Source organism: Enterococcus sp. DIV0774, assembly GCF_050539095.1.
GTDB lineage: Bacteria > Bacillota > Bacilli > Lactobacillales > Enterococcaceae > Enterococcus > Enterococcus faecalis.
Window position 1 is genome coordinate 2,104,030 of the sequence record NZ_CP172923.1, and the last position, 26,593, is coordinate 2,130,622.

Below are 26,593 nucleotides of genomic sequence, written 5' to 3' on the forward strand. Positions count from 1 at the left end.
ACCAATGTCACTTTATTGCAAGACTTTTTTAGGATTTTCTTCACAAAAAAGTCTATCTTTTACGACCTACTAACAAGCGGACGTCAATCGTGATTTTTTCCAATGGTCGCTGTTGTAGCTCGGCTTTAACTTCTTGAGAAACTTGCCACTCTAATGGCGACATTTCTAATAAATCCAACCGTCTTTCCTCGGGAATGTCAAAGCAATAAGTTATCCGTTCATCTACTTCCACAGCTAATTCCTCGGCAAAACGTTGGACTACTTTTTGATTGGAATAACTTTGTTTCTTTTCGTCATTGGGATAAAAAGCCGCTCGTAATTCCTTTAAATAATTCTCTTCAGGAATAATTTTAATCACAGTCCCGTCAGCTTTTAGTACTCGCCGAAATTCTTGATAATGTGAAGGAGAAAAAATATTCAAAATCGTATCAAGCCCTTGATCCGCAAATGGTAAATTCGTTAAATCCGCCACACACCAAAACGCATCAATTGGCTGATTACTTGCTAAATAGATTCCTTCCTTTGATAAATCAAACCCGATTTTCAGTCCAGATAAGCCTGCTTGACTTAACTCAGCTAGAAAACTCCCTTCACCACAACCAACATCGACTACTGTTTTATTTTGAGGAAGATAGTGCATAATTTTGTTTAAAACAGGCGCGTACATGCCACTTTGAATCATTTTTCCTCGAGAAGTAAACATTTTTTTATTATATTCTGTCTGAACGCCATGATTTAGAAAGTATAACGTGCCTTTCTTGGATAAATCAAATTGATGCCTCTGTTGACAAATCAGACCAACCCCTTCTACATGCATTGGTTGATGACAAGTTGGACAGCGAAATACAGCTGCTTCTTTTTTCAATAATTGTTGTGCTCGTTCAATTTTCTTTAACATTTAAAACTCCTTACGTTCATCAAATGAACATTTTCTCTTATAAAAAGTTGCACTCTTTTTTTCAGGGCTATGGTAGTAAGCAGAATTATGGTACAATGCCTGTGAAGAAAAAGCAAGGAGCGATAAGAAATGATTAAAGAATTCTGTGCCGAAAATTTCACTAAGATTCCCCAAGCCATTCAAAAAGGTGCGAATCGCATCGAATTATGCGATAACTTAGCCGTGGGTGGAACGACGCCAAGTACTGGTGTTATTGAAGAAGTCTTAGCATACGCTGGCGAACATTCTGTACCAGTGATGACAATCATTCGTCCTCGTGGCGGCAATTTTGTCTATAATGATATTGAATTAAAAATTATGCATACCGATTTAATCGAAGCAAAGAAATTAGGAACCGACGGCATTGTTATTGGCTGTTTAACTGAGGATGGTTGGTTAGATGAAGAAGCTTTGGACTTATTCATTGAAACAGCTGAAGGCTTGCAAATCACTTTTCATATGGCTTTTGATGCCTTGTCGAAAGAAAACCAATTTAAGGCGATCGACTGGTTAGCTGAGCGTGGTGTGACGCGTATTTTAACTCATGGCGGGCCAGCTGGTACCCCTATCGAAGACAACTTTGATCATTTAAAAGAATTAATTGCCTACGCAGATCAACGGATTCTTATTTTACCAGGTGGCGGTATTTCCACAGAAAACGTTCAAACTGTGATGGACACTTTAAAAGTCACAGAAGTCCATGGCACAAAAATTGTTTAATTTCTTGTATCTAAAAAAGTGAGGTAGCCGTCGTATTAACGGCTATCTCACTTTTTTGATTTCAAGCAAACCAACGAATCCTTTTACCTCAGTCTCATGATAAATAAGTGCAATTTTTTAAACAAAATAACGCATAAACATGCTGGCAATATTAAAATAAATTAATACACTGGTTAAATCACTTAAGGTAGTAATAAACGGGCCACTGGCAACTGCGGGATCAAACCCTAATTTATCCATTAACATTGGGATTAAACTCCCTGCTAAATTCGCCACAGTAATTGCACAGAGCATTGCCATCCCAATCACAAATCCAAGCGGAAGATTATGTTGCCACACGCCAACCACAATCATAATGGTTAAACCTGTCACAGCACCCGTCACTAGTCCCGTGAGCACTTCACTTAAGATTAAGCGACCAAAATTACTATCCTTTTCATCTTTCATAGCCAAACGGCGTACCGCGACCGCCAATGATTGTGTTCCGGCATTGCCGGCTGTTCCGGTAATTAAAGAAATAAAAACGGCTAAAATACTCGCTTCGCTAACTAACGACTCATAATTACTGATTAACGAGGCCGTAGACATCCCTAAAAACAGCAGCGTAATTAACCAAGGTAATCGCTTAGAAGCGGCTTTTAAAGGGTTCTCACTAACTTCTTCAACGTCGACCCCGGCTAAACCAGAGTAGTCGCTAGCGGCTTCATCATCGATAACATCAATAATATCATCAACTGTTACAATCCCCAACAAATGATCATCATAATCTGTAACTGGCACAGCTAAGAAGTCATAGTCACGAATTGTTTGCGCGACATCTTCTTGGTCATCGCCAACATGAACTGAAATAACCCGTTCATTCAAAATATCAGCAATCAAGGTATCATCATCATTAACAATTAAATCCCGCAACGAAATAACGCCGACTAAATGATTTTCTTGGTCGACTACGTAAACGTAATAGATTGTTTCCGCCATGTCCGCTTGATTCTTTAAGACGTACATCGCAGAACGCACTGTTTGATTCGCCACAATCGAAACAAATTCGGTGGTCATAATCGCCCCAGCAGTTTCATCTTCGTAATGAAGTAACTCTTTAATTTCGCCTGCTTCTTCACTACTTAACAAACTAAGATATTTCGCCTTTTGACTCTTATCTAACATATTTAGTAAATCCACCGCATTATCGGTATACATCTCAGCTAACATATCGGCTGCATAACTTGGGCGCATTTCAGCTAAATAATCTTTCATATTCTCATTATCTTCTTCGATAACATCAAACATATCCGCTAGTTCTTTCGGAGATAGGTAATTGTATAAATGTTGTCGGTCTTTTTCATCTAACGATTGGTAAAATTGTCCTTGTTCATAAATGTGTAACGCTAAAAATAGCTCACGAAATTCGTTCATTTGTTGATTTTTTAGCGTTTCTAAAAGAAGGGCAAATTGCTCTTCCATTTCTTGGCCTTCATTCATCTTACACTTTCCCCTCCTGCCTCTTTATTATTATAACGTATCATCTACACTTTTCATATCCTCCGCTAGTGGGGAAATCAGATGAACCGTTTCTTTGGTAAAAGGATGAGTAAAAATTAGTTCCATGCAATGCAACGCTTGCCGCTCAATTCCTTGATCCATCTTTCCATGATACATCTCATCCCCTAACAATGAACAGCCAATTGCTTCAAAATGTACCCGAATTTGATGTGTTCGTCCTGTATGGAGCTGAATGCGCACAGCTGCTGCTTGGGCTCCTCTTTTTGCGAGCCAATATTCTGTACTAGCAAATTGACCTGTTTCGATAACTTGGCGTTTTAATAAAGAGGACAAGTCGCGCCCAATTGGCTTTTCAATCAATTGATGCTCGCTTAACTGCTCAATCGCTCCACCAACAAGGGCATAATAAATTTTTGTCACCTTTTTTTCTCGTAATTCTTGGTCAATTAAAGCATGAGCAAAGCCGTGTTTCGCAAATAACATCAGCCCAGAAGTATCTCGATCTAAACGAGTCACGACATGAATAACTTGATTCACGTAATTTTGACGCTTGTAATAGCCCTTAACACGATTCGCCATCGTTCCTGAAGGATGATACTGAGCAGGTATCGAGGCAATGCCAGCAGGCTTATTAACTACTAAAAAATGATCATCTTCAAACACAATTTCAATCGGTTCATCATCTGTTAATAATGTCTCATGTTCCGCTTCATCTGGAATCGTCATTTTAACGACATCGCCAGTTTGTAAAGGATAGATGGCATTTTGAACGGTCCCATTCACTTGAATTTTACCACCCTGAAATTTCACCTTTGCTAATAACCCTTTTGAAACACCTTGTTCCTTTAAAAAATATTTCACTTGTTGTGTTGTTTCTTTGTCATATGTCCATTGAAATTCCATCGTTTAATTAATCCTCACCAATAAAGGCATCTTTCACTCGATGCCAAAAATGCATGTGCCGATAAGAGGCAAAATGAATCCGTTCGTCTGCAATTCGATAGCAGACAGAAGCGATATTTTCTTGATAAATATCTAATTGGTCCACCGTGACAAAATAATCATCACTTTCCTGTAATTTAATCTCCAGCCACTCCGTATGTGCGATTACAATCGGTGACCCCAATGTTCGAAAGACACGATTGTTTAAGGAGGCGATTTCGGTTAACTGAAACGCATTAATGCTAGGATGCAAAACAGCCCCACCAATACTTTTATTATACGCAGTAGAGCCGGTTGGGGTCGAAATCGACAACCCATCACCACGAAATCGTTCAAACAGTTCGTCTTTAATAAACACATCGCCCACCATCGTCCGGTTTCCTCGTTTAATTGTTGATTCATTTAATGCTAAAAAATGTTTATCTGGTTTCCCATCTCTAAACCGAATCCGCACATCTAATAATGGATAACTCGTACTTTTTTCACGATGAATACACAAACTCTCAACTAGTTCTTTTAATTCATAATCACGCCAATCTGTATAGAAACCCAAGTGTCCGGTATGTACACCTAAGAAACTTACTTCGTTTAACAGATGATTAAATCGATGAAAAGCGGAAAGAAGCGTACCATCTCCGCCGACTGAAATCACAAGTTCAGGTTGACGATTGTCTATTTGAATTTGGTTTTGCTCTAATAGTGTTGTCAGTTGTTTTGTGACTTGTTTCGATTTTTCTTCCGAGTTATGAACAATCGCCACTTTCATAAGCAGGCTCCTTTACTGATTTTCTGGTGTTTCGTTTTTAATTTGCTTATAGTATTCGTTTTCTAGCAATCCACGGCCATGAGAGAAGTAATGTTGTGCTTCTTGAATTTCTTCACGAATAGATGACATTTCTTCATCTAATAAATAGGCTGCCTCTGCCGCTCGCTGAAGGCGTTCTTTCATTTCTTCAGGAAAGACACCTTGATATTTATAATTCAAAGAATGTTCAATCGTTGCCCAAAAATTCATGGAAAGTGTCCGAATTTGGATTTCGGCCAAAATAATCTTTTCCCCGGTGACTAATTGCACAGGATATTCCACCACCACATGGTACGAACGATAGCCACTTTCTTTTTTATTTTCAATGTAGTCCCGTTCTTCCACAATTTTTAAGTCTTTACGATTTCTTAAAAGTGCGACTACCTGGTATATGTCTTCCACAAATTGGCACATGATCCGCAAACCAGCAATGTCTTGCATTTCTTCTTCAATCCGATTTAAAGGAATATGCCGAATTGCCGTCTTGGTCAAAATACTATCTACTGGTTTCACACGTCCTGTAACGAATTCAATTGGTATGTGTTTATCTTGCTCCCGAAATTGTTTACGAATACCTCGTAGTTTTACTTTTAATTCGCTGACCGCCTGTTCATATGGCGCTAAAAACAGCTCCCACTCTCGTTCCATGGTAGATCCCTCAATTTCCTTGAATTTCATTCACTGATTATTTTACCACAGTCCTCCCTAAAATAGGGTGTTATTCGCTATTTGATTTCCAAACGCCTTTCATTAGAAAAAATTTTCACAGAGAAGACCACTTTTCTTGACGGAAACCTATATAATATGTGAAAATTGGAGTGATTTAAGAAAGAGAGAGAACCCCATGAGTGAGCACTTAGAAATTGAATTTAAAACATTAGTTAGTCCGAAAGATTTCAAACGATTAATCGACCATTTTGCTATTCAAAAAACGGACTTTTTTACGCAAACAAATCATTATTTTGATACGGACGATTTTCAATTAAAAGCACAACGAATGGGCTTAAGAATTCGCGTATTAGCAGATCGTGGTGAGTTAACCTTAAAAGTTCCTGCGCCAGAAGGATTATTAGAAATCAATGACCCTTTATCGCTTGAGACGGCGAACCACTTTATCAAAAGGAATCACCTCCCTACTGAGGGGGCTGTGGCGAAGAAATTACAAGAATTAGGTATTGAAATCGCCTCGATCCATTTAATTGGTTCATTAAAAACAGCACGTGCAGAAAAACAAATTCCTCAAGGATTACTTGCGTTAGACGAAAGTTGGTATAACCAACAGCACGATTTTGAATTAGAGTTAGAAGTTACTGAAGTTGAAAGCGGCAAGCAAGCGTTTCAAACATTAATGGCTGATTTGAACATTCCCATTACGCTTGCACCTAACAAGATTCAACGCATGATGCGGACCACTGCCCCTTAGTATTCGAAGCACTGACGTTCTGGCACCTGTATTTGAAAAAGCATGGCATTGGAGGAAGTATGAATGGTTGAAATTTATTTGTTCGTCAATCCTTTAGGCGGCGTCTGTTTAGAAATTGAAAAAGAAATTATACAATTGTCTGTTAACGACAAGAAAAAAATACAATTGCGCTTTATCCCTTTATTAAACATGAAAACGATCAATGAATTTTTAAGTCGTCAACATATTCCAATTAATGACATTAAACGACGGAATCGAATTTTTGAAGATTTATACTCAGCCGCTCTTGACTATAAAGCAGCACAGTTACAAGGCCGAAAAAAAGGCCGACAATTGTTGATTGGCCTACAAAAAGCAGTAGCTGAAGACGGTCTAGCTTACTCTCCTGAGTTATCAGAAGAACTACTTCTAGCGGCCGGCGGGGATATTGATATGTATCGTAAAGACCGACAATCCGATTTTGTCAAAGAATCTTTCCAAACCGACCAAAAAGTTGCTCGAGAAATGGGGATTAAACAACATCCTACCGCAGTCGTTTACAACTATACTTGCGAGAACGATTTCGGCATTTTAGTCGAAAATTTTGAAAACATGGATGAAATTAAACAACTTTGTCGTGTCCATCCACATAACGAACCGTTGCTGGACCAAGGTGACGCAACCTTTGAATTTAAACGTCGCTCCAATTATCATTTTCCAAATGGACATTTACATTTATTATAAAAAAGAAGGACCAGTTGACTGGCCCTTCTTTTACTATTTTCACCATGTTCTATAATAATAGATAAAGTCTAATACTGCTACATTTGATGATTTGTTCTTATAAAAGACAGCTATGGAATGGGGCCATGTATATATTATGTACTCTTAAATATTAACACCGAAATTTGTATCGACCACCAATATCTATTTCAGTTCATCGACTAACCTCTTGGAACGCTATCAGACAATACTCGCCGATATTAACTCAAAAAATCGAGGAAATTTTATTCGGTTTAACACAAGCTAATTTATTTCTTCCCATTTATTTTTAGTCTGCTTATATAATATGGTTAGTTCTTTTTTATCCTTATCTAAATTTTTATTTATTAATTCCTGAATCTCATAAGAAAATTTATTTCTTTGATTTACATTGTCAAAGATGAATTCTTTATCAAAAGATAACTCTAACCCATTTAATGCTCCTGTTGTCCAGTAAATTTTTATATTCGAATCATCACCGCTATAATACATATTAAACTTTTCGTTTTCAGAGATATACGAACTCATTAATTCCAATTCTTCTGGAATTGTAAACAGATTATAATTATCAATTTTAACCACATGATATTGAATGTTATCTTCTATTAAATTATAAGTTTGACCATTTTGATTCCATTCTTTGACACCGCTATACAAATTATTCAGACGAAGTTGTAAAATAGTAAAATATCCACCTATACATAGTACTATAATTAATAATATTAAAAATAATTTTTTGTACTTCTGTCCCTCTCTAATATCTTTCGAAAGTTTCTCCACCATCGTATTGTCCTCCTTCAATAATCGATCCAAGGTCATTTCATAAAGATTACTTAGTTCAATTAAACAATCAATATTAGGATATGATTTATTATTCTCCCAGTTAGAAATTGTTTGCCTAGTAACGTATAATTTCTCAGCAACCTCTGATTGTGTCAATCCTAATTCATTTCTTCTCATTTTTAATGAATTCCCTATGTTCAAAAAAAAAACCTCCTTTTATTACTCTAAAGATAATAGAAGCTTGATATAAAAGAAAGCAAAGAATCTTTGCTTTCTTTTATATAACAGCAACAATCTATTTAATTATATAACTAAACCTGGTTTTACACAGATATATTTACTATTCTGTATAAAACCAGGTTTATATTTTATGTTTACTAAGAAGTTACGACTTATAATTTTTCAACCAAAGCTTCTAATTCCGTTAAACGTTCTTCAAAAACTTTCATTGCATCTTCGATATACGCGGCTTGTGTCATATCCACGCCCGCTTTTTTCATCACTTCAATTGGGAAGTCACTACTTCCTGCTTTCAAGTAGTTAAGGTAGTTCTCTAAAGCTCCCTCTTCTCCAGCTAAAATATGTTTAGACAATGCCGAAGCGGCTGAGAAGCCAGTTGCATATTGATAAACATAGTAATTGTAATAAAAATGTGGAATTCTCGCCCATTCGTAACTGATTTCTTCGTCTCTAACTACTTCTGGTCCATAATATTTAGCATTGAGCTCGCCATAATACTCACTCAAATATTCACTCGTTAATGGCGTGCCTTTAGCATCTTCCGTGTGAATAAAATGTTCAAATTCCGCAAATTGCGTTTGACGGAAAATGGTTCCCTTAAAGCCGTCTAAATAGTGATTTAAGACATACGCACGTACTTTAGGATCTGTTTCTGTTTGTAATAAATATTCTGTTAAAATATTTTCATTGGTGGTTGAAGCAATCTCAGCTAAGAAAATTGAATAGTCGCCATAAACATACGGCTGATTATTTCTTGTATAGTAACTATGAACACTATGGCCCATCTCATGGACTAATGTAAATAGTTGATCCAAACTATCATGCCAATTCATTAAAATGTATGGGGCTGTATCATAAGCTCCTGAAGAATATGCGCCGCTTCGTTTTCCTTGATTTTCAATCACATCAATCCAACGACTTGAAAAAGCTTCTTTGACAATAGATAGATAGTCTTCACCTAGTGGTTTTAAAGCCTCAATTGCTTTTTCTTTTGCTTCTTCATAGCTGTAACGAATTGGTGCTTCACCTAGCAAAGGCGCATACAAGTCGTACATGTGTAATTCTTCTACGTTTAATAATTTTTTTCTTAATTTTACATAACGATGTAGCAAAGGTAAATGTTTATTTACTACAGCTACTAATGTTTCGTGAACACTTTCAGGAATATGATTACTTGCTAAAGAAGCTGCCCGAGCAGAATCATAATTTCTAATTTTTGCTTTATAGTTATGTGTTTTAACATGTGCACCTAAAGTTGAGGCTAATGTATTTCTAAATTGTTTGTATACTTTGTACAACCCTTTAAATGCTGCTTCACGAACAGATGGATCGACACTTTCCATTAATTGACCATAAACGCCATGAGAAAGTTGAATCGTTTCGCCTTCAGCATTTTGCACAGTTGGAAATTCTAAATCTGCATTATTTAAAATTGAAAATGTATTACTTGAAGCACCAAAAATTTCACTAGCCCCCGCCAGTAAAGCTTCTTGTTCCATCGATAAAACATGGGGACGTTCATCTAAAATATTTTGAATATAGTGACGATAAACAGCTAATTTCGGCTGCTCTTCAAAATATCCCCAAATTTTTTCATCACTTAATGTTAAGACTTCTGGATCAAACCAAGAAACAGCTTCACTAACTTGTGCATATAAAGAACTAGCTCTGGCATATAAAGCTTGGTAAGCTGTATTTGTAGTGTCTTGATCATTTTTTAAATGAGAATAGACATATAATGTTTCCACTTTTCGATAGACATCTAAAACGTATTCTAACGCAGCTAGAAAAGCTTCTGCACCATTCCCTAAGGTACCTTTAAATGATTCTGCTTGATTTAGCTCTTCTGTCAACTGATTATACGCAACATCAAAAGCAGCATCATCTTTAAAAATTTTGGTTAAATCCCAAGTCAATGGAGTTGGAACTTCATCACGTGTTGGTAATTGTTTAATTTCGCTCATAGTTTACTCTCCTTTAAGAAACGTTTTACTCATTATACTATCATAATTTAACACGTGTGACTAAAAAAATGTTGTTTTTTCACTTTTTTTAGCCAATGAATGAGCTTTTCAGGATCTTCTCTTAGGAAAATACTAGTTATTAGGTACTTATTGTTTACTTTAATTAACACATAACATTCTTGTAACCAGCTCAATAATCTATTCCCCACGATTTTAAAAAGCTTTTTTAAGCCAATATTCGGCAGTGGCTGCCAAACAAAGTTCCCTTCTTCCAAAAAAATAGCTTCCAAGATACGCCATAGTTCCTGTTTGGTCACTAAACGCTCTTCTTCGGTTTTTAGTGCTTCCCAAACAAGCATTTTTAAATGAATATCTTCTTCAGAAGAAGGTAATAGCTTCAATCCAGGATAGTAAAACCAAGGAGGTAACTGGAGAAGGTGACAACCTTTCGTATATAAAAAGCTCTGTGTTCTAAGCAACTGAGCATTTCTGTAACCAAGTTGTTGTGTCAATTTTTGATAATAATCATGCATCAATTGACCAGTGTGCCGTCTATTTGGCAGTAAATTTAAATTAGCGGTCGGTAGTCGGAAGATTTCTAGTAATTTTTTTTCGTAAAAATCCCATGATTGTTTTCTTCTATAAAATTGTTGACATTGACTCTCTTCAATATGACAAAGTAATTCTATTCGTTCTTGCTTCTTATTGGCCGTCCATAAATAAAATCCCAAGGACTCCGAAAAGTAAAGGAATTGTTTCGTTAATTGCGTGAGCTTGTCTTTAGGCACTAATCGTTCACCTAAAATCCAAACAACTTGATAGCCATGAGCTTGATAAGTCTCCGTCCGTTCCACCAAACGTTTAATTGGCAATGGACTACATTGAATTTCAATGGCTATCTTGCCAATGAGTAAATCTGGGCGTTGCTTCAAGGTGGGTAAGTATGCCTCAACTTGAAAGGACAGCTTTTCGCGTAAACACTTTTCCGCAAAAAGCTGCTTCAAGCGGAGGTGTTCTTCTGTTTCAGCTTCTGCTTCGTACCAACAACTATTCTTTTTACGATGAGCAAAATGGGGTATTTTAATGGGGCCTGCCTTCAAAATGACCGATTGATAACACATTGGACACACAAAAGCTTGTTCGCTTCGTATCTGTGTTAATTCATCAATCGAGCAATCGATTAAAGAAAATAATTCTTGGTTGTCTGCCGTTAAAGCTGTTAACATGATTTTCACCTCTCATAAATAAACTACGCAAAGTTTCTTAATTTTCATCAAAAAAAAAAAGCAAAAACTCGAAAGTTTTTGCTTTTTTGCTTAATCATTAAAGTAATAACGTGTTAATTCCAGCGCACTGCGTTCCATAATACAAGTGCCATATTCGACTAAAGTATCCTGAGTGACAGTTGTTTTATGAGCGAATTCTAAAATCTGTGCAATTTCATTGTCAACATTTGTTTTTTCTAATTCATCGGTTAAGAACAAAACTTGTAAGTAATAACGATCGTTGTACGTGTATAAGTTAGTCAAAACAGATTGCATGAATACTTCTTTGGATAATTGGATCATCGCTTCAAAATTATCTAATTCAAAGATTACATTTCTGTTTGTTTCATCTGTGGCTTCCATCTCATCAAGTTCATCGGCGGCTGCTTTGTCTGCTTCAATTTGTTTGCGAATCAATTCGCTAACATCTGCATTGACTTCGCTCAGACCTTCTAAGGAAGACAAGTCGTCCATAGCGACATTTTTACTAATAAACAGTTCTAAGCCATCATTTTTAGGCAAGACTTGGAAAGTGACTGCTTCACTACCTTGGAATTCATCTTCGACATCAACTTCTTCTAAAATACTATAAAAGAAATTTTCAACATCTTTGTGGTTTCCTAGTAAGTCAAGAAAAGTAATCCCTCTATCCGCCAGGTCTTCGTTGCCAATTAACACACGAATCGTATTTTCATTAATATGTTCCATTTCCATAGCGCTACACCTCTCTTTGCTTCAATCAGGAAACTTCTTACGTTCATTGTAGCGAAAACTACACAAAAGTAAAGTGGAAAGTCTGTAAATCCTCGAAAACTAGCGAACGTTTTATAAACTTTGAACTTTTTTAACGATTGGTTTTTCGCTCCTTCTACCTCTTCATCTTAACGCAGTCTCTCCAAAAAAGATACTATTTTTCCTTGACCACGTTCTGCCAAATCAAATGAATACAAGTTCTAAATATGTATTAAAAAGCCAGAGATAAAAATCCCTGGCCCTAAATTCATATGAATCGTTCTTTATTAAAATTAACAAATAAAGAACAAAATTTTATATTTTTTATAAACCTGCCATTAATTGTGCTTGGCGCAATTCCAGTTGTCGAACATCTCTTGGTAAGAATCGGCGAATTTCATCTTCGTTAAAACCGACTTGTAATCTTTTCTCATCAATCATAATTGGCCGACGCAACAATCCAGGGTTTTCTTGAACCAACTCTAATAAATCTTGAAGTGGAAGCTCGTCCAAATCCATATTTAATTTTTGGAAAACTTTAGAGCGAGTAGAGATAATCTCTTCTGTTCCATCTTCTGTCATGATTAAAATTGCTTTTAATTCCTCAATATTTAAAGGTTCAGAAAAAATATTTCTTTCTTTAAAAGGAATTTCGTGCTCTTGCAACCAGGCTCTAGCCTTACGACATGACGTGCAACTTGGGGAAGTATAAAGTGTCAACATTGTGCATCACTCCTTTTCGCGAATCATCGCGTTTCTGAAACAGGGAACTGTACTGTTCCTCTATTTAAAACCAGTATACCTAATTTCTAATAAAAATACTAGGGGTTTTTAAACATTTTTTATTAACTTTGTTTATTTTTCCTTCATTACATCCGTGTAAAATTAGGGTTAATTTTTATGAAATTTTATGGATATTCGTTATAATTCTGTAAAAAAGTAATACAGTTTTCTATTTTCATGGTTGCTGTTATAATTTACTTCTCTTGGTGATTTTTCAAGAAGTTCCCATGTATTTTTTTCTAATAAAATGTATAATAGAACTATTCACTATCTTAAGTCTAAAGTCAGGTGGTTATTTAATGAAAACAATTTTTTCTGGTATTCAGCCCAGTGGTACTCCGACAATCGGAAATTACATTGGTGCAATGAAACAATTTATCGAATTACAAAATGAATACAATTGTTATTTTTGTATTGTGGATGAACATGCCATTACCGTTCCCCAAGAACCGCAAAAGCTACGCCAACAAATTCGTAGTTTAGCAGCTCTTTACCTAGCGGTTGGTTTAGACCCACAAAAAGCAACAATTTTCATACAGTCTGAAGTGAGTGCGCATGCAGAAGCTGGTTGGATCATTCAGTGCAATACTTCTATTGGTGAGTTAGAGCGAATGACACAATTTAAAGATAAATCGCAAAAAAATGGTCGTGCTGGCGTAAGCGCTGGTCTTTTAACATACCCTCCATTAATGGTTGGTGATATCGTGTTGTACAACGCTGACTTAGTGCCAGTCGGAGATGATCAAAAACAACATTTAGAATTAACACGTGATTTTGTGGAACGCTTCAATAAACGTTATGCCCAAAAAAATCAAGAAATTTTAACGATGCCTGAAGTAAAAATCGCTGAGCAAGGTAGTCGAATTATGAGCTTACAGGAACCAACGAAAAAGATGAGTAAGTCTGATACAAATGTGAAGGGCTTTATTTCAATGCTTGATGAGCCAGCAGTGATTCGCAAAAAAATCCGCTCTGCTGTAACTGATTCAACTGGTGTAATTGAATATAATAAAGAAGAAAAGCCTGGTATTACTAACTTACTAAATATTTATTCTGCTGCGACAGGTCAAACTGTTGAGGAACTTGTTCAAGCATACGAAGGCAAAGGCTATGGAGACTTCAAAGCAGATTTAGCAGAAGCAGTAGTTGCCTTATTAGAACCTATTCAAGTGCGCTACCAAGAGCTTCTAGCTTCAGAAGAATTAGATATGATTTTAGATGAGGGTGCAGAAAACGCTCGCCAGGTAGCCAACAAAACACTTCAACGAATGAAAAATGCTGTTGGTTTGGGAAGAAAAGTTCGGCGCTAACTAAACATAATAAAAACCTGCGAAGTTTTATTCGCGGGTTTTTTATGTTCTAAATTGAGCATCGTACAAGCGACGATAGTGGCCTCTTTGCGCGTACAAAGTTTCATGTGTTCCATCTTCTAAAATTCCTTGGTCACTCACTACGATTATTCGATCAGCATGTTTAATCGTTGCCAGTCTGTGGGCAATAATTAATGTTGTTCGCCCGTCAGCTAACGAGTTTAATGACTCTTGAATCACTTGCTCTGTTTCTGTATCTAATGCAGAAGTCGCTTCATCTAGAATTAAAATCGGCGGGTTCTTCAAGAACATTCGCGCAATTGCCACTCGCTGCTTTTGACCGCCCGATAATTTCACGCCACGTTCGCCAATAATTGTGTCCAAGCCATCTGGCATTAGCTGAATTACATGTTCTAAATGTGCTAATTTCACCGCTTGTTGAATGTCTATTTCTGTAGCATTTAAATTCCCATAAGCAATATTTTCTCGTAATGTTCCAGGGAATAAAAACACATCTTGTTGAACAATTCCAATTTGCTTACGTAATGATGCCAAGGTCATTTGCTGGATATTTCTACCATCGATCGTAATTTCACCACTACTGACTTCATAAAAACGAGGCAACAGATTACACAAGGTCGTTTTTCCTGAACCACTTTGTCCAACGAAAGCAACGGTTTCGCCAGGTTGAATTTTTAAATTGATATGGTCTAAAACTTTTGTGCCATCTTCATAAGCAAATGAAACATCTTTATAGGCAATCGTTCCTTCTAAATGCGAAACAGCAACAGCTCCTGGCAAATCTTTGATGGACGGTTGTTTGTCCATTTCTTCCGTAAAACGTTTAAAACCAGCAAATCCTTTGGGATAACTTTCAATCATATTGTTGACTTTTTCAATCGGCCGAATAAAAATATTGGCTAATAAAATAAATCCTACAAACTGACCTTCTGTAATTTCTCCTTTAATTGTATAATACGCACCAAAAATTAATGAAAATAAATTTATCAGACGAATTAATAAGTAATTATAGGCGGAACTGACACCCATCACCTTATAAAAATATAATTTCGATTTTCGATACATTTGATTTAAATAATTAAACTGTTTTCGTTCAAATGGTTCATTTGCAAAAGATTGCGTGACACGTATCCCACTTACTGACGCTTCAATCCCAGCATTAAATTCACCTAAATTATCGTAAATATCCGTATTCGCTTTTGTCATTTTTTTATTAAAATAGCCTAGCGCAATCGTGATAAATGGCAATAAAATAAACGTAGCGATGGCTAATTTCACGTGAATGGTTAACATTAATAAAAAAGAACCTGCTAACGTCATAATCGTAATAAAGACGTCTTCTGGACCATGATGCGCCACTTCCGAAATTTCAAAAAGATCAGTGGTCAAACGGCTCATTAATTTCCCTGTTTTTTGATTATCATAATACTCAAACGGTTGTGTTTGCAGATGTTGATATAATTCTTCACGCATATCTGTTTCAATATTCACGCCTAACATATGACCAAAATAAACCACAATAAATTGTAAAAACGTATTGATTATATAAAATGCAAATAAGCCCGCACTAGCTAATGCAATGAGGCGAAAATCTCCTTTTGGCATAATCTTATCAATTACTTGGTTGACTGCTACTGGAAAAGCCAACTCTAACAGCCCCGCAAAAACGGCACACCCAAAATCCAAAATAAATAATCGACGATAAGGTCGATAATACCCAAAAAAACGCTTTAACATAACTCCCTAACTCTCCCCCTTCATTCTCATTCATTATACGGAAAAAGACTGTCTCTTGCAAAATTCTAACTTCTATCAGAACACGTGTTATTTAAGTAACTTTGACTCAAAATCATTTTCACAAACTTTTCATTATCAGAATATTTTTTCATTTATCGTTTCCATTTTTTCGGTAAAAATAACTATAATTGTCTTTTCCCGCAAGGCTTTGATTTATGTGAAAAACCTTGAAATACAGTGAAAAACACTCTATTTATTTGTGAAAATATCGGCTACAATATAACATATGAAAAGTTTTGTAAAAAAGTTAAGAGGTGCACTTGTTAAATGAGAACCATTGTTTTTGATGTTGATGACACGCTGTACGATCAGCAACAACCCTTTCGAAATGCGATGACTAAAATTTTCCCGAACGTTGCGACAGAGGATATGCATGAATTGTATCTTCGTTTTAGACACCACAGCGATGAAACGTTTCCGAAAGTTTTAGCCAATGAATGGTCCCTAGATTTCATGCGGTTTTTCCGGATGAATGAAACATTAAAGGATCTAAACTATCCAGGAATTTCACAAGAAGAAGGAAAAATTTTCCAACAAGTTTATGAAGAAGAATTGGATAATATTACGATGCATCCAGAAGTTACTAAGCTTCTTGATACTTTACAAGAAAAGGAAATTCCGATGGGGATTATTACAAATGGTCCAACAGACCATCAATTTAAAAAAGTTAAACAATTGAATCTTGAAAAATGGGTTCCAAGCCAAAATATCATTATTTCTCAAAGTACGGGTTTCCAAAAACCTGAAAAGGAAATTTTTGATTTAGCCTGTAATCAATTTTGTATGGAACCTGAACATACTTTATATGTTGGTGATAGTTATGACAATGATATTGTAGGCGCACGTAATGGTGGCTGGCATTCTCTTTGGTTTAACCACCGCTCTCGTGAACTACCAAGTTGCCAACCTGCATCACACCTTGCAGAAGTCACTTGTTTCACTGAACTTTGTCCGACTGTGGAGAAATTATTTAATCTTTAAAAAAAGCCGTTCTTCAATTTGAAGAGCGGCTTTTTTTTATTTATTTTTTTGTTTTTTCAGACGTAAAATGATGAACAGGCAAATTATCAGTAAAAGGATCAATAAACCGATTAAGAGATAAATAAGTTTAGATTCCGTTTTTTTGACGGTTACATCTTTCTCATTAAATGTTTTTGCTTCCTCTTTTGAGATCGTAAATTCTTTCGTAAATTGCCATTTTTTTCCTGAGCCTTCCACAGTCATTGCCAATACATACGTCCCAGCTTCCATTTCATTTTCTTCATAAGGAATAGGGAAATTAAAAATTGAATTGGGCGCCATTTGCATATCTTCTTGTTCTTTCTCTAAAATAACGTTATTTGTTTTCTTATTTTTAACATTTGCCGTTACTTTCATTGATTGAAGATAGGCTGCTTCATGGTTTAACAGTGTTGCAGAAATAACACTGCGCGCATTTCTTTGCGTCGGTTCAACTTTCTCTAAAGACAATTCTGGTTGTACAACTGTTTCATTTTCTCGAAGTAAAACAGCTACTGTATAGGCATAGCGATTTTCAATTGCTAAGCCGTTTGTATTTTCTTTTTGCTTGTCTTTCGTTTCATCGACTTTTTCACTAAACGTGATCCCGCCCGCTAGTTGCCCTGAAAACTCTTCTTTAGGCATCTTCACTCGCAATTCAACTACTTTTTCACTTTTAGCAGGCAATTCAACACTCTCACCGCCGTCTTTCAGTTGAATGATTTCTGATAAATCTGCTGGTGCAGATTTATCTAATGCTGTCAACGACTCACCATATTCAATCACTCCGTTGCTGTTTGTTGTGGCCGACTTCACACTAACATCAATCACTAAATTTTCATCTGTACTATTGGCCGCTCGAACTTTCAAAATTTGTTCTTGGTCTGGTTTCATCATTAAATCAAAATATGTTTTTGTTTTATCTATTTGGTTTTCTGGAATTTCTGTTTCAACACTAAATCGTAATTCTGCTGCTGAGGTTTCAATCCCAAAAGCAAAGAAATAAAAACTTAGGATCATCAGAATAAAATATCTATTTTTCATTTCGCTCTACACTCCATTTCTATGTAAAGGAGAAAGGCTGAGTTCCCCTCTTCCTTTCTCCAAAAAGGCTCTTTTTATACTGGCGTATTAGCTAATGTCCAAGTAATTGTTGTTTTGTAGGCATCGTTTAATTTAACTGATTTACCTGGCACTTTTAATTGAACATCTTTCATTACTTGACGGCCGTCAACTTCAGCAATTGAACTAGCATTGCCGTATAAGTATGACCATTTCCCAGCGCCTTGATCTGTTGCGGCTACCATCACGTTATGACTTTCACCCACTGTACCAAAAGTTACGCTCGCTAAACTTGTTGGTGCAGCGCTTTGTCCTGCTGTCACAGCTGAAGCATTTTGAAAGACAATTTCAGTTCCTTCAAGCGTCTGACCTTTTGTAGCAGAAGTAAATGCAGAATTTTGTTTTGCAGATAAAGTCCAGCCTTCTAAAGTTCCACGATTATCTGTAATTTGAGCAAATAATGGACCCGTTTTTTCAACATTATTTTTATCTTTTAAAACTTGTGCTGATGCAAAATAGATTTCATCTTTTGTGCTGATGATATTTTCACCAAAGTTTAAACTTGAAGCATAGTCCAAGGTTAAGGGGCCTGTAGAACCTTCATCAACTGGTTTGTCAGGATTTACTGGGTCGATAGGTGTCACAGGATCTTTGCCGTCTTTGTCTTCTGGATCCACTACAGGATTTTTGCTGTTGGGATCTTTTTCATCTGGTGCTTTAAATTTTACAATAGCATCTGTGTCGCGATTAGCCACTTCCTCTGCTTGAACTGGTAGTGTGCCTACCGCGATGGTTGCTAAAATTAAGCTGCTTGCGATGGTCATTTTTTTCATGTTAGTGCTCCTTCTCTTCTATTGTTATAGTTTCAATAATTATACGCTTGGTAAATCAGCGATTGTCCATGTTAAAACAGTTTTGTATTGAACAGCATCTTTTGGTGTTGCTCCTGGTACAGTTAATGTGATCGCTGTATTTTTATCTACGCTTTCACCGTCAACTTCCACTTTTTCAATCCCACCGAACGCACTAAGCCAAGTTCCAGAACCTTGACCTTCAGCGGCAGACATCACATTTGATGAATCGCCAGCTACTAAAGTTACTTCATGCGCAGTTGGTGTGACTGCTTTGGAATTAGACACTGCTTTGTTTTGACTTAATTTAATTTCTGAACCGTCTAAAACTTTATTTAATGTTTCTTTTGTCGCTGTTAATTGTGTTTCTTGTTTAACTGTTAAGGCCCAACCGGCATTCGTTCCGCGTTTGTCGGAAATTTGTACATAATTTGGTTTAGGATTAGTCAAATCAGGACCAGAACCGTCTGCCAAGAAAAAGTATTGTGGATTTGCATAATATTTTTCATCTTTATTTGAAATTTTATTTTTGCCAAAGTCTAAACTAGAAGCATAATCGATACTTAGTGGACCAGTTGTTCCTTCATTTGGCTTATTACCAGTGTCTGGTGTCGTTGGGTCAAAGGGTTCAACAGGTTTTTCGGTATCTGGATTCACTGGATCGACAGGTTTGTTGATAGAGGTATCCGGCGTAAATTCTACGATGGCATTTGATTCATAGTTTTTTTCTTCTGCATTCACTTCTGGTGCAATAGCCACGCCTAAAGTGATAGCTGGGATTGTTGCTAAGATAATTTTTTTCATTTTATTGTTCCTTCTTTCTTTTTTTTAAAATAAAACTAGCCAAAAAGATGACTATTATTCCGAGATAATTAAACATTTGTTGCTGTTTAATACCAGTTCGAGGTAAGAATCCTGAGCCTTTTTGATCAACCGTTTTACTTGTTGAATGCTTCAATGATTCTCCACTCACTGCTGGTATTGCTTCCGACTGCTTGGGGAAACGCTGTGGTATCTTACCATCTGGTTTTTCTTTGTTGGCTGGTGGCTCATACTCGCCATAAAAAGAAACTTCTGCATTTGTCGGATAGGCATTTGTTTCAGCAAATACATCAACTGATGAAAACAATCCTAATAACAACACGCCGTTAACTATTTTTTTGATAAGACTCACCCCCTATTTTGCACTGCCATCAGGTACGTCCATCAAGTGCCAAGTTAGTTTTGCTTCGTATTCTTCTGCTTTGGCCGTCCCTCCAGGAACAGATAATAACAACTCTTGGTCATTTTCTTTCCATTGATCAGAAATATTTGTTTCTTGATGTCCATTGACTTGGTTGTGAACAAGAATCGATTGGCCTTCTGGAATGTCCTGTAAGCGATGGTTGGTTCTAAATTTTAAAATATTTGGCAACGTAGCACCTGATTCAGATTTGAAATCAGAAGTAACGGTTAGTGCAAGCGACCAATTATTCCCTGTTTGACGAGTATCCCGTATCACTAATGGTTGATCCATGGAAACAATTGGATATTGGGTCGTGCTACTAGCGATTTGCAGCTCATTCCCAAAGGAAATCGCTGTGGGTACCGTTTTGAACCTGACAGAGCCAACCACAGTGACTGTTAGCGCTAATTCATCAATCTTGTAGCCTTTATCATAGACTTCCACGACCAACTGCTGTTTTCCATAAGTTAGTTCTGGTAATAACAAGGCTTTTTCCTTAAATGTTTTAGAATTAGTGGTTGTTTCATCTGCTAATTTCTGGATTTCTTGGCCCTCTTTTTTGACAATAAATTGTAATCTATTCCCAGCATCGACATCTTGCCAATAAAAAGGCAGGGCTGTTTTTTGAAAGTCATCAATATCGATTGTTTTTTCCATCGACTTTTCTATACGCTCTTTTGACCAAGATAGTTTCGTTTCACTTAAGAAAACTTCTTTGACAGGTTGGACGACTGTTCCAGAAAAGTTCCCTAAGTATGCTTTATCTGTTGATTCCCAGATATAAGAAACGCCTTCATGAGCTTTGGGTAAATTCCATTCAAACAGTCCTTTTGTGGCATCGTAACTTCCATAAGGGCTAATCGTCAGCGGTGGAAATAGTTGACCATCACGAGATACCACCTTATTTTTTAATTGCAGTGGTTTCCCAGCAATATAATCGACAGAAGATAAGATAATCATTTGATTAGATACATCTAGCCCTGTAATGGCCGTTAAGCCTTTTAACGGACTGATATCTGAAATTTGATTTTCTCCCACATCTAAAACTGTTAGATTGAGTGTTTTCTCTAACGGTGCCAAGGAAGAAATTTGATTGTTTCTTGCATACAGTACACGCAGATTAGGAACAGTGCTTAAAGCTTCCAGACTAGCAATCGTTTGATTCATAATACTCAACTCTTCTAGACGTGGCTTATTCGCCAAGGGCGCAATTGTTTTTAATTGATTATTTTCCACATAAAGACGGAGTAGGTTATTTGCTTCCGTAAGCCCATCTAAAGTAGCAATCTGATTATTGGCAGCCCAAATGGTTTCTAAATTACGAAGAGAACGAAGCGGGTCGAAGGAAGTCACTCGATTATTCGGCGTGATTTTTGACGGATGATCTGTCGTATTTTGGATACTTAAATTTTTTAAAGCAGCCATTCCTTCAAGTCCATTTAATGTCGTTAATTGATTGTTCTCAACATACAAGCCTTCTAAACTAATTAATCCTGCTTGACCTAACGGACTAAGATCAGCTATTTTATTATTTCTCATATATAAAAAACGTAATAGCTTAAATTCACCTTTAGCAAAAGGACTCAAATCTGTTACATTGAGCGAATCTTGAAAAGATAATTCTTCTAAGTTTCTTAGGTATTGAACTCCTTCCACATTAGAAACAACGACATTTTCTAAAATAACTTTATTCAGTTTATCCAATTCTGCTTGGGTGACAGTATTAGAGGTCCGAGATTTGCTTAACTGTTTTCTGATATTTTCCGCAAAGGCTGGATCAGGAAATAGTGTACTGATAGGCGTCGCTTTATCTAAGACAGCACCTGCGTATAATTGGGGCATCATCAGTTGTGCTTCCGTTATCGCTAGTGCTTCATTTGGCGGCTCTTCACTTGTTTCAACAGTCGTTAACTCTTCTGATTGGGGAATCTCCGAACTACTGGTTGCTGAATTTTGCTCTTCTGCTGATGAAGTTTCTGGAATCTTTTCTTCTGAAACAGATGAAACATTTTCTTCACTGGAGGATGCGATTGTTTCGGTCGTTTCGGCGAAAGTTGTTACAGGAAGTAGCAAACTATTAGCCAAAAGTAAGGCACTAACTGCGGAGATGCACATTTTTTTCATAAACTTCACCTCCTGATATTTTCTTAATTATAGTGAATATCAACTGAAAATGGGTTCAATTACGACAAACTGTCCAAATTAATTTGTATAGACAAGACAAAGAGCGCCAAATAGGGTTTTCTACCCCTATTTGGCGCTCTTTGTCGCTAAACACAACCAGAATTTATTATGACAAATTCTCAATTATGCCTAGTTTTCTTTTATTTCTTTTAAACTATCCTCTATTTTTTCCAATTGCCCAGCAAAAAATTCTTGTTTGGCTTTTGGTAAAAACAATGTGATAGATAAGAGGATTTGTTCTTTAAAGATTGACCAATCTGCGAATATTTCTTCATTGGTTAAAATCATTTCTATTTTTTCTGCTATTTTTTTCCAGAGGATCATTCGCCAGTTATTTTCACCCACTTCATATTCTTTAAACATGCTTAATACATGAAGAATATGGGGAACATTTTGGCTGACAATCGCCGCAAATAAAAAATCAATAATTACTTGCTCGATAATTTCTAGCGAGCGAATATCAATAATTTCCCGCTCATTGACAGATTGTAGTACACGAAAAAGTAGCGAAGTTGGAAACGGCTGCAAGCCAACATTTTTTTGTAATGCTAAAAATTTCAAATTAAAAATAGTATACACATCGGCATTAATTAATCGTTCCAGAATCTGATTTTCTAATGCAATAATCTCTTCTTTTGTCACAACCGTTTGAGGGTTAAAAAGATATTCCAACGCCAACATCGAATACATTACTTCTTGCTTTCCTAAAGCAAAAGACGATTTATCATAATACGCTCGATAATCTGCAACGATTCGACTACTTTCTTGAAAATTTTTACTAAAGATTGCTTGATTAAACTGCTCCTTAGCTAAAACTGTTTTGGACATTGGCGTTAATTTTTCTGTCATTTCCATCGGCGAAATAGACAAGATTTCGACAATAATGGCTAAATCCGAAATACGCAATTCACTATTTCCTTGGACAAAGCGTTGATAACTTCGACTAGAAACACCATTTTCATCAAAGACACGCAGAGGAATATTTTTTCCTTTACGAATCCGTTCAATTTCTTCACCTAGCGGCCGATATTCCATATATTCTTTTTGTTTCAAACGAATTACTCCATTTCTCTTTAAATAAGATAGCAACTAAGTTGAACGGCTATTCTCCAATGCTTAAAATTGTGCGAATATCTTCTTCCGTCATTTTCGCTAATTGCTCTTCATTTCCTTGAATCACTTTTTGGAACAGCTCGCGTTTTTCTTGCTGTAAGGAATTCATTTTTTCTTCAACCGTTCCTTCTGCAATCATCCGCCACACTTCAACAACCTTTTTTTGTCCCATGCGGTGTGCCCGACCAGCCGCTTGTTCTTCGACTGCGGGATTCCACCATAAATCGTATAAAATAACTGTATCTGCACCAGTTAAATTTAGTCCGGTTCCCCCTGCTTTCAATGAAATTAAGAAGACATCTTTTTCTCCTTCATTGAAGGCATTCGCCATCGTTAACCGATCTTGAGGCTTCGTACTTCCTCGTAAATAAAACGTCTCTAAGCCTAATTCATTCAATTCTTTTTCTAAGATAGAAAGCATGCTTGTGAACTGAGAAAATAATAGGACACGACGATTGTTTTCTTTGGCAGCCACTAAAAAGTCTTTGACTTGTTCCACTTTGCCAGAACCTCCCGTGTAATCCTCAATAAACAAACGCGGATCGCAACAGATTTGTCGTAAACGGGTCAAGCCTGCTAAAATACTCATGCGATTTTTCTTGAAGGTCGCCTGATCCATTTGACTAACATCTGCTTGCATTTGTTTTAGATAGGCCAAATAAACCGTTTTTTGTTCTTCTGTTAAGACACTGTACATATTATTTTCAATTTTTTCTGGTAAGTCTGCAAGCACCGTTTTCTTGTCTCGTCGTAAAATGAATGGTTGAATCATTTTGGCAATTTCTTCTGGCTTAATTTCTCGAAAGGCTTTTTTGCCTGGGAACAATCCCGGTAAGATCATTTGAAAAATTGACCACAGTTCATCTAAATTATTTTCAATTGGTGTGCCACTTAATGCAAAACGTTGGGGTACTTTTAAACTTTTTAAGGCTTGCGCCGTTTTAGTCCCACTATTTTTAACCATTTGGGCCTCATCTAAAATCAAATAGCCGACACGCATTTCCTGATAAAGCTGAACATCTTGTCGCATACTTGCATAAGAAGTAATCAGAATATCTTCGGTGCTATTTTGTAAAAGCGCTGCTCGTTCTTGGCGGTTGCCAGAAACCACTTGAACATTTAAGGTTGGCGCAAAACGTTTGACTTCGGCTAACCAGTTATAGGTTAAACTTGCAGGAGCGACAATCAAAGCTGTCCCTTTCAAGCGCTCTTCTTCTTTTTCCGAAAGTAAATAGGTAATGGTTTGCAGTGTCTTCCCTAAACCCATTTCATCAGCTAAAATACCGCCAAATTGATAATGGCTAAGCATTTTCAGCCATTTATACCCTGTTTCTTGGTAATGGCGTAACGTTGCTTGTAAGGTTTTGGGGACTTGCGCTTCAAAGCTTTCTGGATGCGTTAAATCCGTGACCATTTTTTTAAAGGAATCTGAAAAATGTGCCCGCTCGTTGTCTTCTAATAAACTTTCGATCATGAGGCCTTGGTTTTTGGGCACATGAATGACATTGTCTTCTTGATGCATATTTTTTCGCAGCTTCGTTAAAATTGCACTTGTATGGAAAAATTCCTCTGAGTCAAAAGCAAGAATTTCACCACTTTTTAACGTATAAAAAGCATCATTACGTAGTAGACTAGTCAATACTGCATCGATTTCGGTTTCATCAATGCCAGTGACATCAAACCGAATATCTAACCAAGAATCCCCTTCCGCAACTTCAATCGTTGGTTGATGATGCTGGGCATCTAAATACAATTCCCGTAATTTCCGTCCCATCCGAACTTCTCCTAATTGACGGAAAGCTGGAACCTCGGCTTTAAAGAAATAATACAAGGACTCTCCAGCAGGTAAGACTTTTTCAAAGCCTGTGGTTGTTTGCTGATAGGCAAACTGTTGAAATTGTTGCTTAATTGCTGTTTCTTTTGCTTTATCTCGAACGATTTCTTGATTGACTTCAGGTAATTGAGCATATTTCGGGTTTGTCGAGAAAATGACTTCTCCATAGTGATAGTCAATCCGAGCGTTAATCCGACCTTTAATTTTCTTAAAAATAAAGACTGCTTTTAAAGGATGGTGGACGACTAATTCTTCAACTGATTCTTCAACAGACACTCGACCAATTTTTTCCAATAATGGTAACACTTCACTAAATAAATCAGAAACTGTTTCTTTTTCATAAATAATTGACGGCTCTTCCAAGCGTTTCATTAATTGAAGTAACGTGGTGTAAATGGCTTCCTGCTCTTCTGTTAGTAAATAAACCGTTTGATCCGCAATCGCCCAGTGATAGTGGGCTAGAAACGTTGTAATAGGATTCTGAATAGTTAATTTGAAGCTTTGTTCCTCGGTTTTTTGCACTGTAAACGTAAGTGGCAAACTGGTTTCTTTGAACGTTAGATAGCGATACTTATGAGTTTGATTGGTCAATATAAACTGACCCGTTCGATTCATTTTTTCAACTAACGATTGACTGCGATCAATTGGTAATAATAGATAACGTTTGTCGATTTTCCCTTTAACTTGAATACCGTTTGCACCTAATAATTGGCTGGTATGATAAATTGCCGCAAGTTCTGTTAAAATTTCTTGAATCTCCATTGAAAAAGAATCATGTAGCAAAGTAAATTGGTGTTGTTTATTCACCATAAAAGTCATTTCTTTTTCATATGCTTGTAAAAAATCACCAATATTTTTCACAATATATGTTTTAGGTTTGGTCCCTTCCAAACCAATTTTTAAAGAAAGACCAATCGTTGATAATTCTGGATAGTAATTATTCGTTTCAATCACATCTAAATGAAATTCTAAACGTAAAGGCTGCAAGGGAACTTCGGCAGAAGCTTTGCTTAATTTGGCAAAGCCTTTGGTAAACATTTCAGCTGTTGATCGATTTGTTTTCTCAAAACTGACTGTTTGATTCGCTTGAATAATTCTTGACACGCCTCGTTGTTTCAGTGCCAGTTCAACTGCCACTGTATGCTTGCAATAGCCATGTTCCATCCAATATTGACATTCACAAACATCTTGTTCTTTGGCGGTACCATCCAATTCAACAAGATAAAGTTCTTCCCCTAAAACCTCAGACAACCAGATCCTTTTTTCTGGATTTTGAACGATAGATAAGACCCGGCCTTCTTGCATATATTCGCGCCCTTGTTCAACGATTCGCTCTGGAATACTCCATTTCATCGACTCACC

Annotated in this window: 23 protein-coding genes; 5 read left to right on the forward strand and 18 right to left on the reverse strand. The window is 36.6% G+C overall.

Going from position 1 to position 26,593, the window contains the following annotated elements; all coding sequences use genetic code 11:
- Positions 1 to 52: 52 nt before the first annotated feature.
- Positions 53 to 898, reverse strand: a complete 846-nt coding sequence (locus tag IGL86_RS10065) for a methyltransferase domain-containing protein (protein WP_033625361.1) — start codon at positions 896 to 898, stop codon at positions 53 to 55.
- Between the two features lie 129 nt (positions 899 to 1,027).
- Between IGL86_RS10065 and cutC the strand changes: the two genes are divergently transcribed.
- On the forward strand, positions 1,028 to 1,657 hold the full coding sequence (cutC, locus tag IGL86_RS10070) for a copper homeostasis protein CutC (RefSeq protein ID WP_002359565.1): 630 nt from the start codon (positions 1,028 to 1,030) through the stop codon (positions 1,655 to 1,657).
- 117 nt (positions 1,658 to 1,774) lie between these two features.
- Here the strand turns inward: cutC and mgtE are convergent, their stop codons facing one another.
- The 4 genes from mgtE to IGL86_RS10090 are packed head-to-tail and all read right to left on the reverse strand — an operon-like array spanning position 1,775 to position 5,552.
- Entirely contained in the window at positions 1,775 to 3,136 is a 1,362-nt protein-coding gene (gene mgtE / locus IGL86_RS10075) for a magnesium transporter (RefSeq protein ID WP_002362548.1), read from the reverse strand.
- Positions 3,137 to 3,166: 30 nt separating this feature from the next.
- On the reverse strand, positions 3,167 to 4,060 hold the full coding sequence (locus tag IGL86_RS10080; RefSeq protein ID WP_002356487.1) for an RluA family pseudouridine synthase: 894 nt from the start codon (positions 4,058 to 4,060) through the stop codon (positions 3,167 to 3,169).
- A 7-nt stretch (positions 4,061 to 4,067) separates the two neighbouring features.
- Positions 4,068 to 4,865: an NAD kinase gene (locus IGL86_RS10085; RefSeq protein ID WP_002356486.1), complete on the reverse strand. Its 798-nt coding sequence runs from the start codon at positions 4,863 to 4,865 to the stop codon at positions 4,068 to 4,070.
- Positions 4,866 to 4,877: 12 nt separating this feature from the next.
- Positions 4,878 to 5,552, reverse strand: coding sequence for a GTP pyrophosphokinase (locus IGL86_RS10090; RefSeq protein WP_002356484.1), 675 nt, complete (start codon positions 5,550 to 5,552; stop codon positions 4,878 to 4,880).
- A gap of 196 nt (positions 5,553 to 5,748) precedes the next feature.
- Between IGL86_RS10090 and IGL86_RS10095 the strand changes: the two genes are divergently transcribed.
- Together IGL86_RS10095 and IGL86_RS10100 are read left to right on the forward strand one after the other, a co-directional pair.
- A complete protein-coding gene (locus tag IGL86_RS10095) occupies positions 5,749 to 6,327 on the forward strand; it encodes a CYTH domain-containing protein (protein ID WP_033625360.1) in 579 nt (192 codons plus the stop codon).
- A gap of 63 nt (positions 6,328 to 6,390) precedes the next feature.
- Positions 6,391 to 7,050, forward strand: a complete 660-nt coding sequence (locus IGL86_RS10100) for a ClpXP adapter SpxH family protein (RefSeq protein ID WP_002356482.1) — start codon at positions 6,391 to 6,393, stop codon at positions 7,048 to 7,050.
- Positions 7,051 to 7,332: 282 nt separating this feature from the next.
- Here the strand turns inward: IGL86_RS10100 and IGL86_RS10105 are convergent, their stop codons facing one another.
- The 5 genes from IGL86_RS10105 to spxA all read right to left on the reverse strand — a co-directional run bounded on the left by IGL86_RS10105 (position 7,333) and on the right by spxA (position 12,775).
- Positions 7,333 to 8,052 (reverse strand): helix-turn-helix transcriptional regulator, encoded by a 720-nt coding sequence (locus IGL86_RS10105; RefSeq protein ID WP_010713157.1) that lies wholly within the window; start codon positions 8,050 to 8,052, stop codon positions 7,333 to 7,335.
- A gap of 191 nt (positions 8,053 to 8,243) precedes the next feature.
- The gene (pepF, locus tag IGL86_RS10110) at positions 8,244 to 10,055 is read right to left on the reverse strand and encodes an oligoendopeptidase F (RefSeq protein WP_010707213.1); all 1,812 of its coding nucleotides are present in this window, start codon (positions 10,053 to 10,055) and stop codon (positions 8,244 to 8,246) included.
- A 47-nt stretch (positions 10,056 to 10,102) separates the two neighbouring features.
- A complete protein-coding gene (locus IGL86_RS10115) occupies positions 10,103 to 11,281 on the reverse strand; it encodes a competence protein CoiA (RefSeq protein ID WP_010713156.1) in 1,179 nt (392 codons plus the stop codon).
- A 90-nt stretch (positions 11,282 to 11,371) separates the two neighbouring features.
- Complete coding sequence (locus IGL86_RS10120; RefSeq protein WP_002356478.1) at positions 11,372 to 12,034, reverse strand: adaptor protein MecA; 663 nt, start codon at positions 12,032 to 12,034, stop codon at positions 11,372 to 11,374.
- Positions 12,035 to 12,376: 342 nt separating this feature from the next.
- Positions 12,377 to 12,775, reverse strand: coding sequence for a transcriptional regulator SpxA (spxA, locus tag IGL86_RS10125; protein ID WP_002356477.1), 399 nt, complete (start codon positions 12,773 to 12,775; stop codon positions 12,377 to 12,379).
- Positions 12,776 to 13,134: 359 nt separating this feature from the next.
- On the opposite strand from spxA, the gene trpS reads away from it, so the two are divergent.
- A complete protein-coding gene (trpS, locus tag IGL86_RS10130) occupies positions 13,135 to 14,145 on the forward strand; it encodes a tryptophan--tRNA ligase (RefSeq protein ID WP_002359559.1) in 1,011 nt (336 codons plus the stop codon).
- 42 nt (positions 14,146 to 14,187) lie between these two features.
- Here the strand turns inward: trpS and IGL86_RS10135 are convergent, their stop codons facing one another.
- A complete protein-coding gene (locus IGL86_RS10135) occupies positions 14,188 to 15,903 on the reverse strand; it encodes an ABC transporter ATP-binding protein (protein WP_002394119.1) in 1,716 nt (571 codons plus the stop codon).
- Positions 15,904 to 16,230: 327 nt separating this feature from the next.
- Between IGL86_RS10135 and IGL86_RS10140 the strand changes: the two genes are divergently transcribed.
- Positions 16,231 to 16,944 carry an HAD family hydrolase gene (locus IGL86_RS10140; protein ID WP_002356474.1) on the forward strand — a complete coding sequence of 238 codons (714 nt, stop codon included), beginning with the start codon at positions 16,231 to 16,233 and terminating at the stop codon, positions 16,942 to 16,944.
- A gap of 36 nt (positions 16,945 to 16,980) precedes the next feature.
- On the opposite strand, the gene elrE is transcribed toward IGL86_RS10140, so the two are convergent.
- From elrE to IGL86_RS10175, 7 genes are all read right to left on the reverse strand, one after another.
- Positions 16,981 to 18,006: a transmembrane protein ElrE gene (elrE, locus tag IGL86_RS10145; protein WP_002376547.1), complete on the reverse strand. Its 1,026-nt coding sequence runs from the start codon at positions 18,004 to 18,006 to the stop codon at positions 16,981 to 16,983.
- Positions 18,007 to 18,080: 74 nt separating this feature from the next.
- Entirely contained in the window at positions 18,081 to 18,857 is a 777-nt protein-coding gene (gene elrD / locus IGL86_RS10150) for a WxL domain-containing protein ElrD (RefSeq protein ID WP_002362542.1), read from the reverse strand.
- A 39-nt stretch (positions 18,858 to 18,896) separates the two neighbouring features.
- Complete coding sequence (elrC, locus tag IGL86_RS10155; protein WP_002394120.1) at positions 18,897 to 19,679, reverse strand: WxL domain-containing protein ElrC; 783 nt, start codon at positions 19,677 to 19,679, stop codon at positions 18,897 to 18,899.
- A 1-nt stretch (position 19,680) separates the two neighbouring features.
- Entirely contained in the window at positions 19,681 to 20,049 is a 369-nt protein-coding gene (gene elrB, locus IGL86_RS10160) for an LPXTG anchor domain-containing protein ElrB (protein ID WP_016618106.1), read from the reverse strand.
- A gap of 3 nt (positions 20,050 to 20,052) precedes the next feature.
- The gene (gene elrA / locus IGL86_RS10165; RefSeq protein ID WP_010713154.1) at positions 20,053 to 22,224 is read right to left on the reverse strand and encodes an enterococcal leucine-rich protein ElrA; all 2,172 of its coding nucleotides are present in this window, start codon (positions 22,222 to 22,224) and stop codon (positions 20,053 to 20,055) included.
- A 189-nt stretch (positions 22,225 to 22,413) separates the two neighbouring features.
- Positions 22,414 to 23,319, reverse strand: coding sequence for an Rgg family transcriptional regulator ElrR (elrR, locus tag IGL86_RS10170; RefSeq protein WP_002384093.1), 906 nt, complete (start codon positions 23,317 to 23,319; stop codon positions 22,414 to 22,416).
- Between the two features lie 67 nt (positions 23,320 to 23,386).
- Positions 23,387 to 26,584: a DEAD/DEAH box helicase gene (locus IGL86_RS10175; protein ID WP_033625433.1), complete on the reverse strand. Its 3,198-nt coding sequence runs from the start codon at positions 26,582 to 26,584 to the stop codon at positions 23,387 to 23,389.
- Between the last annotated feature and the right edge of the window lie 9 nt (positions 26,585 to 26,593).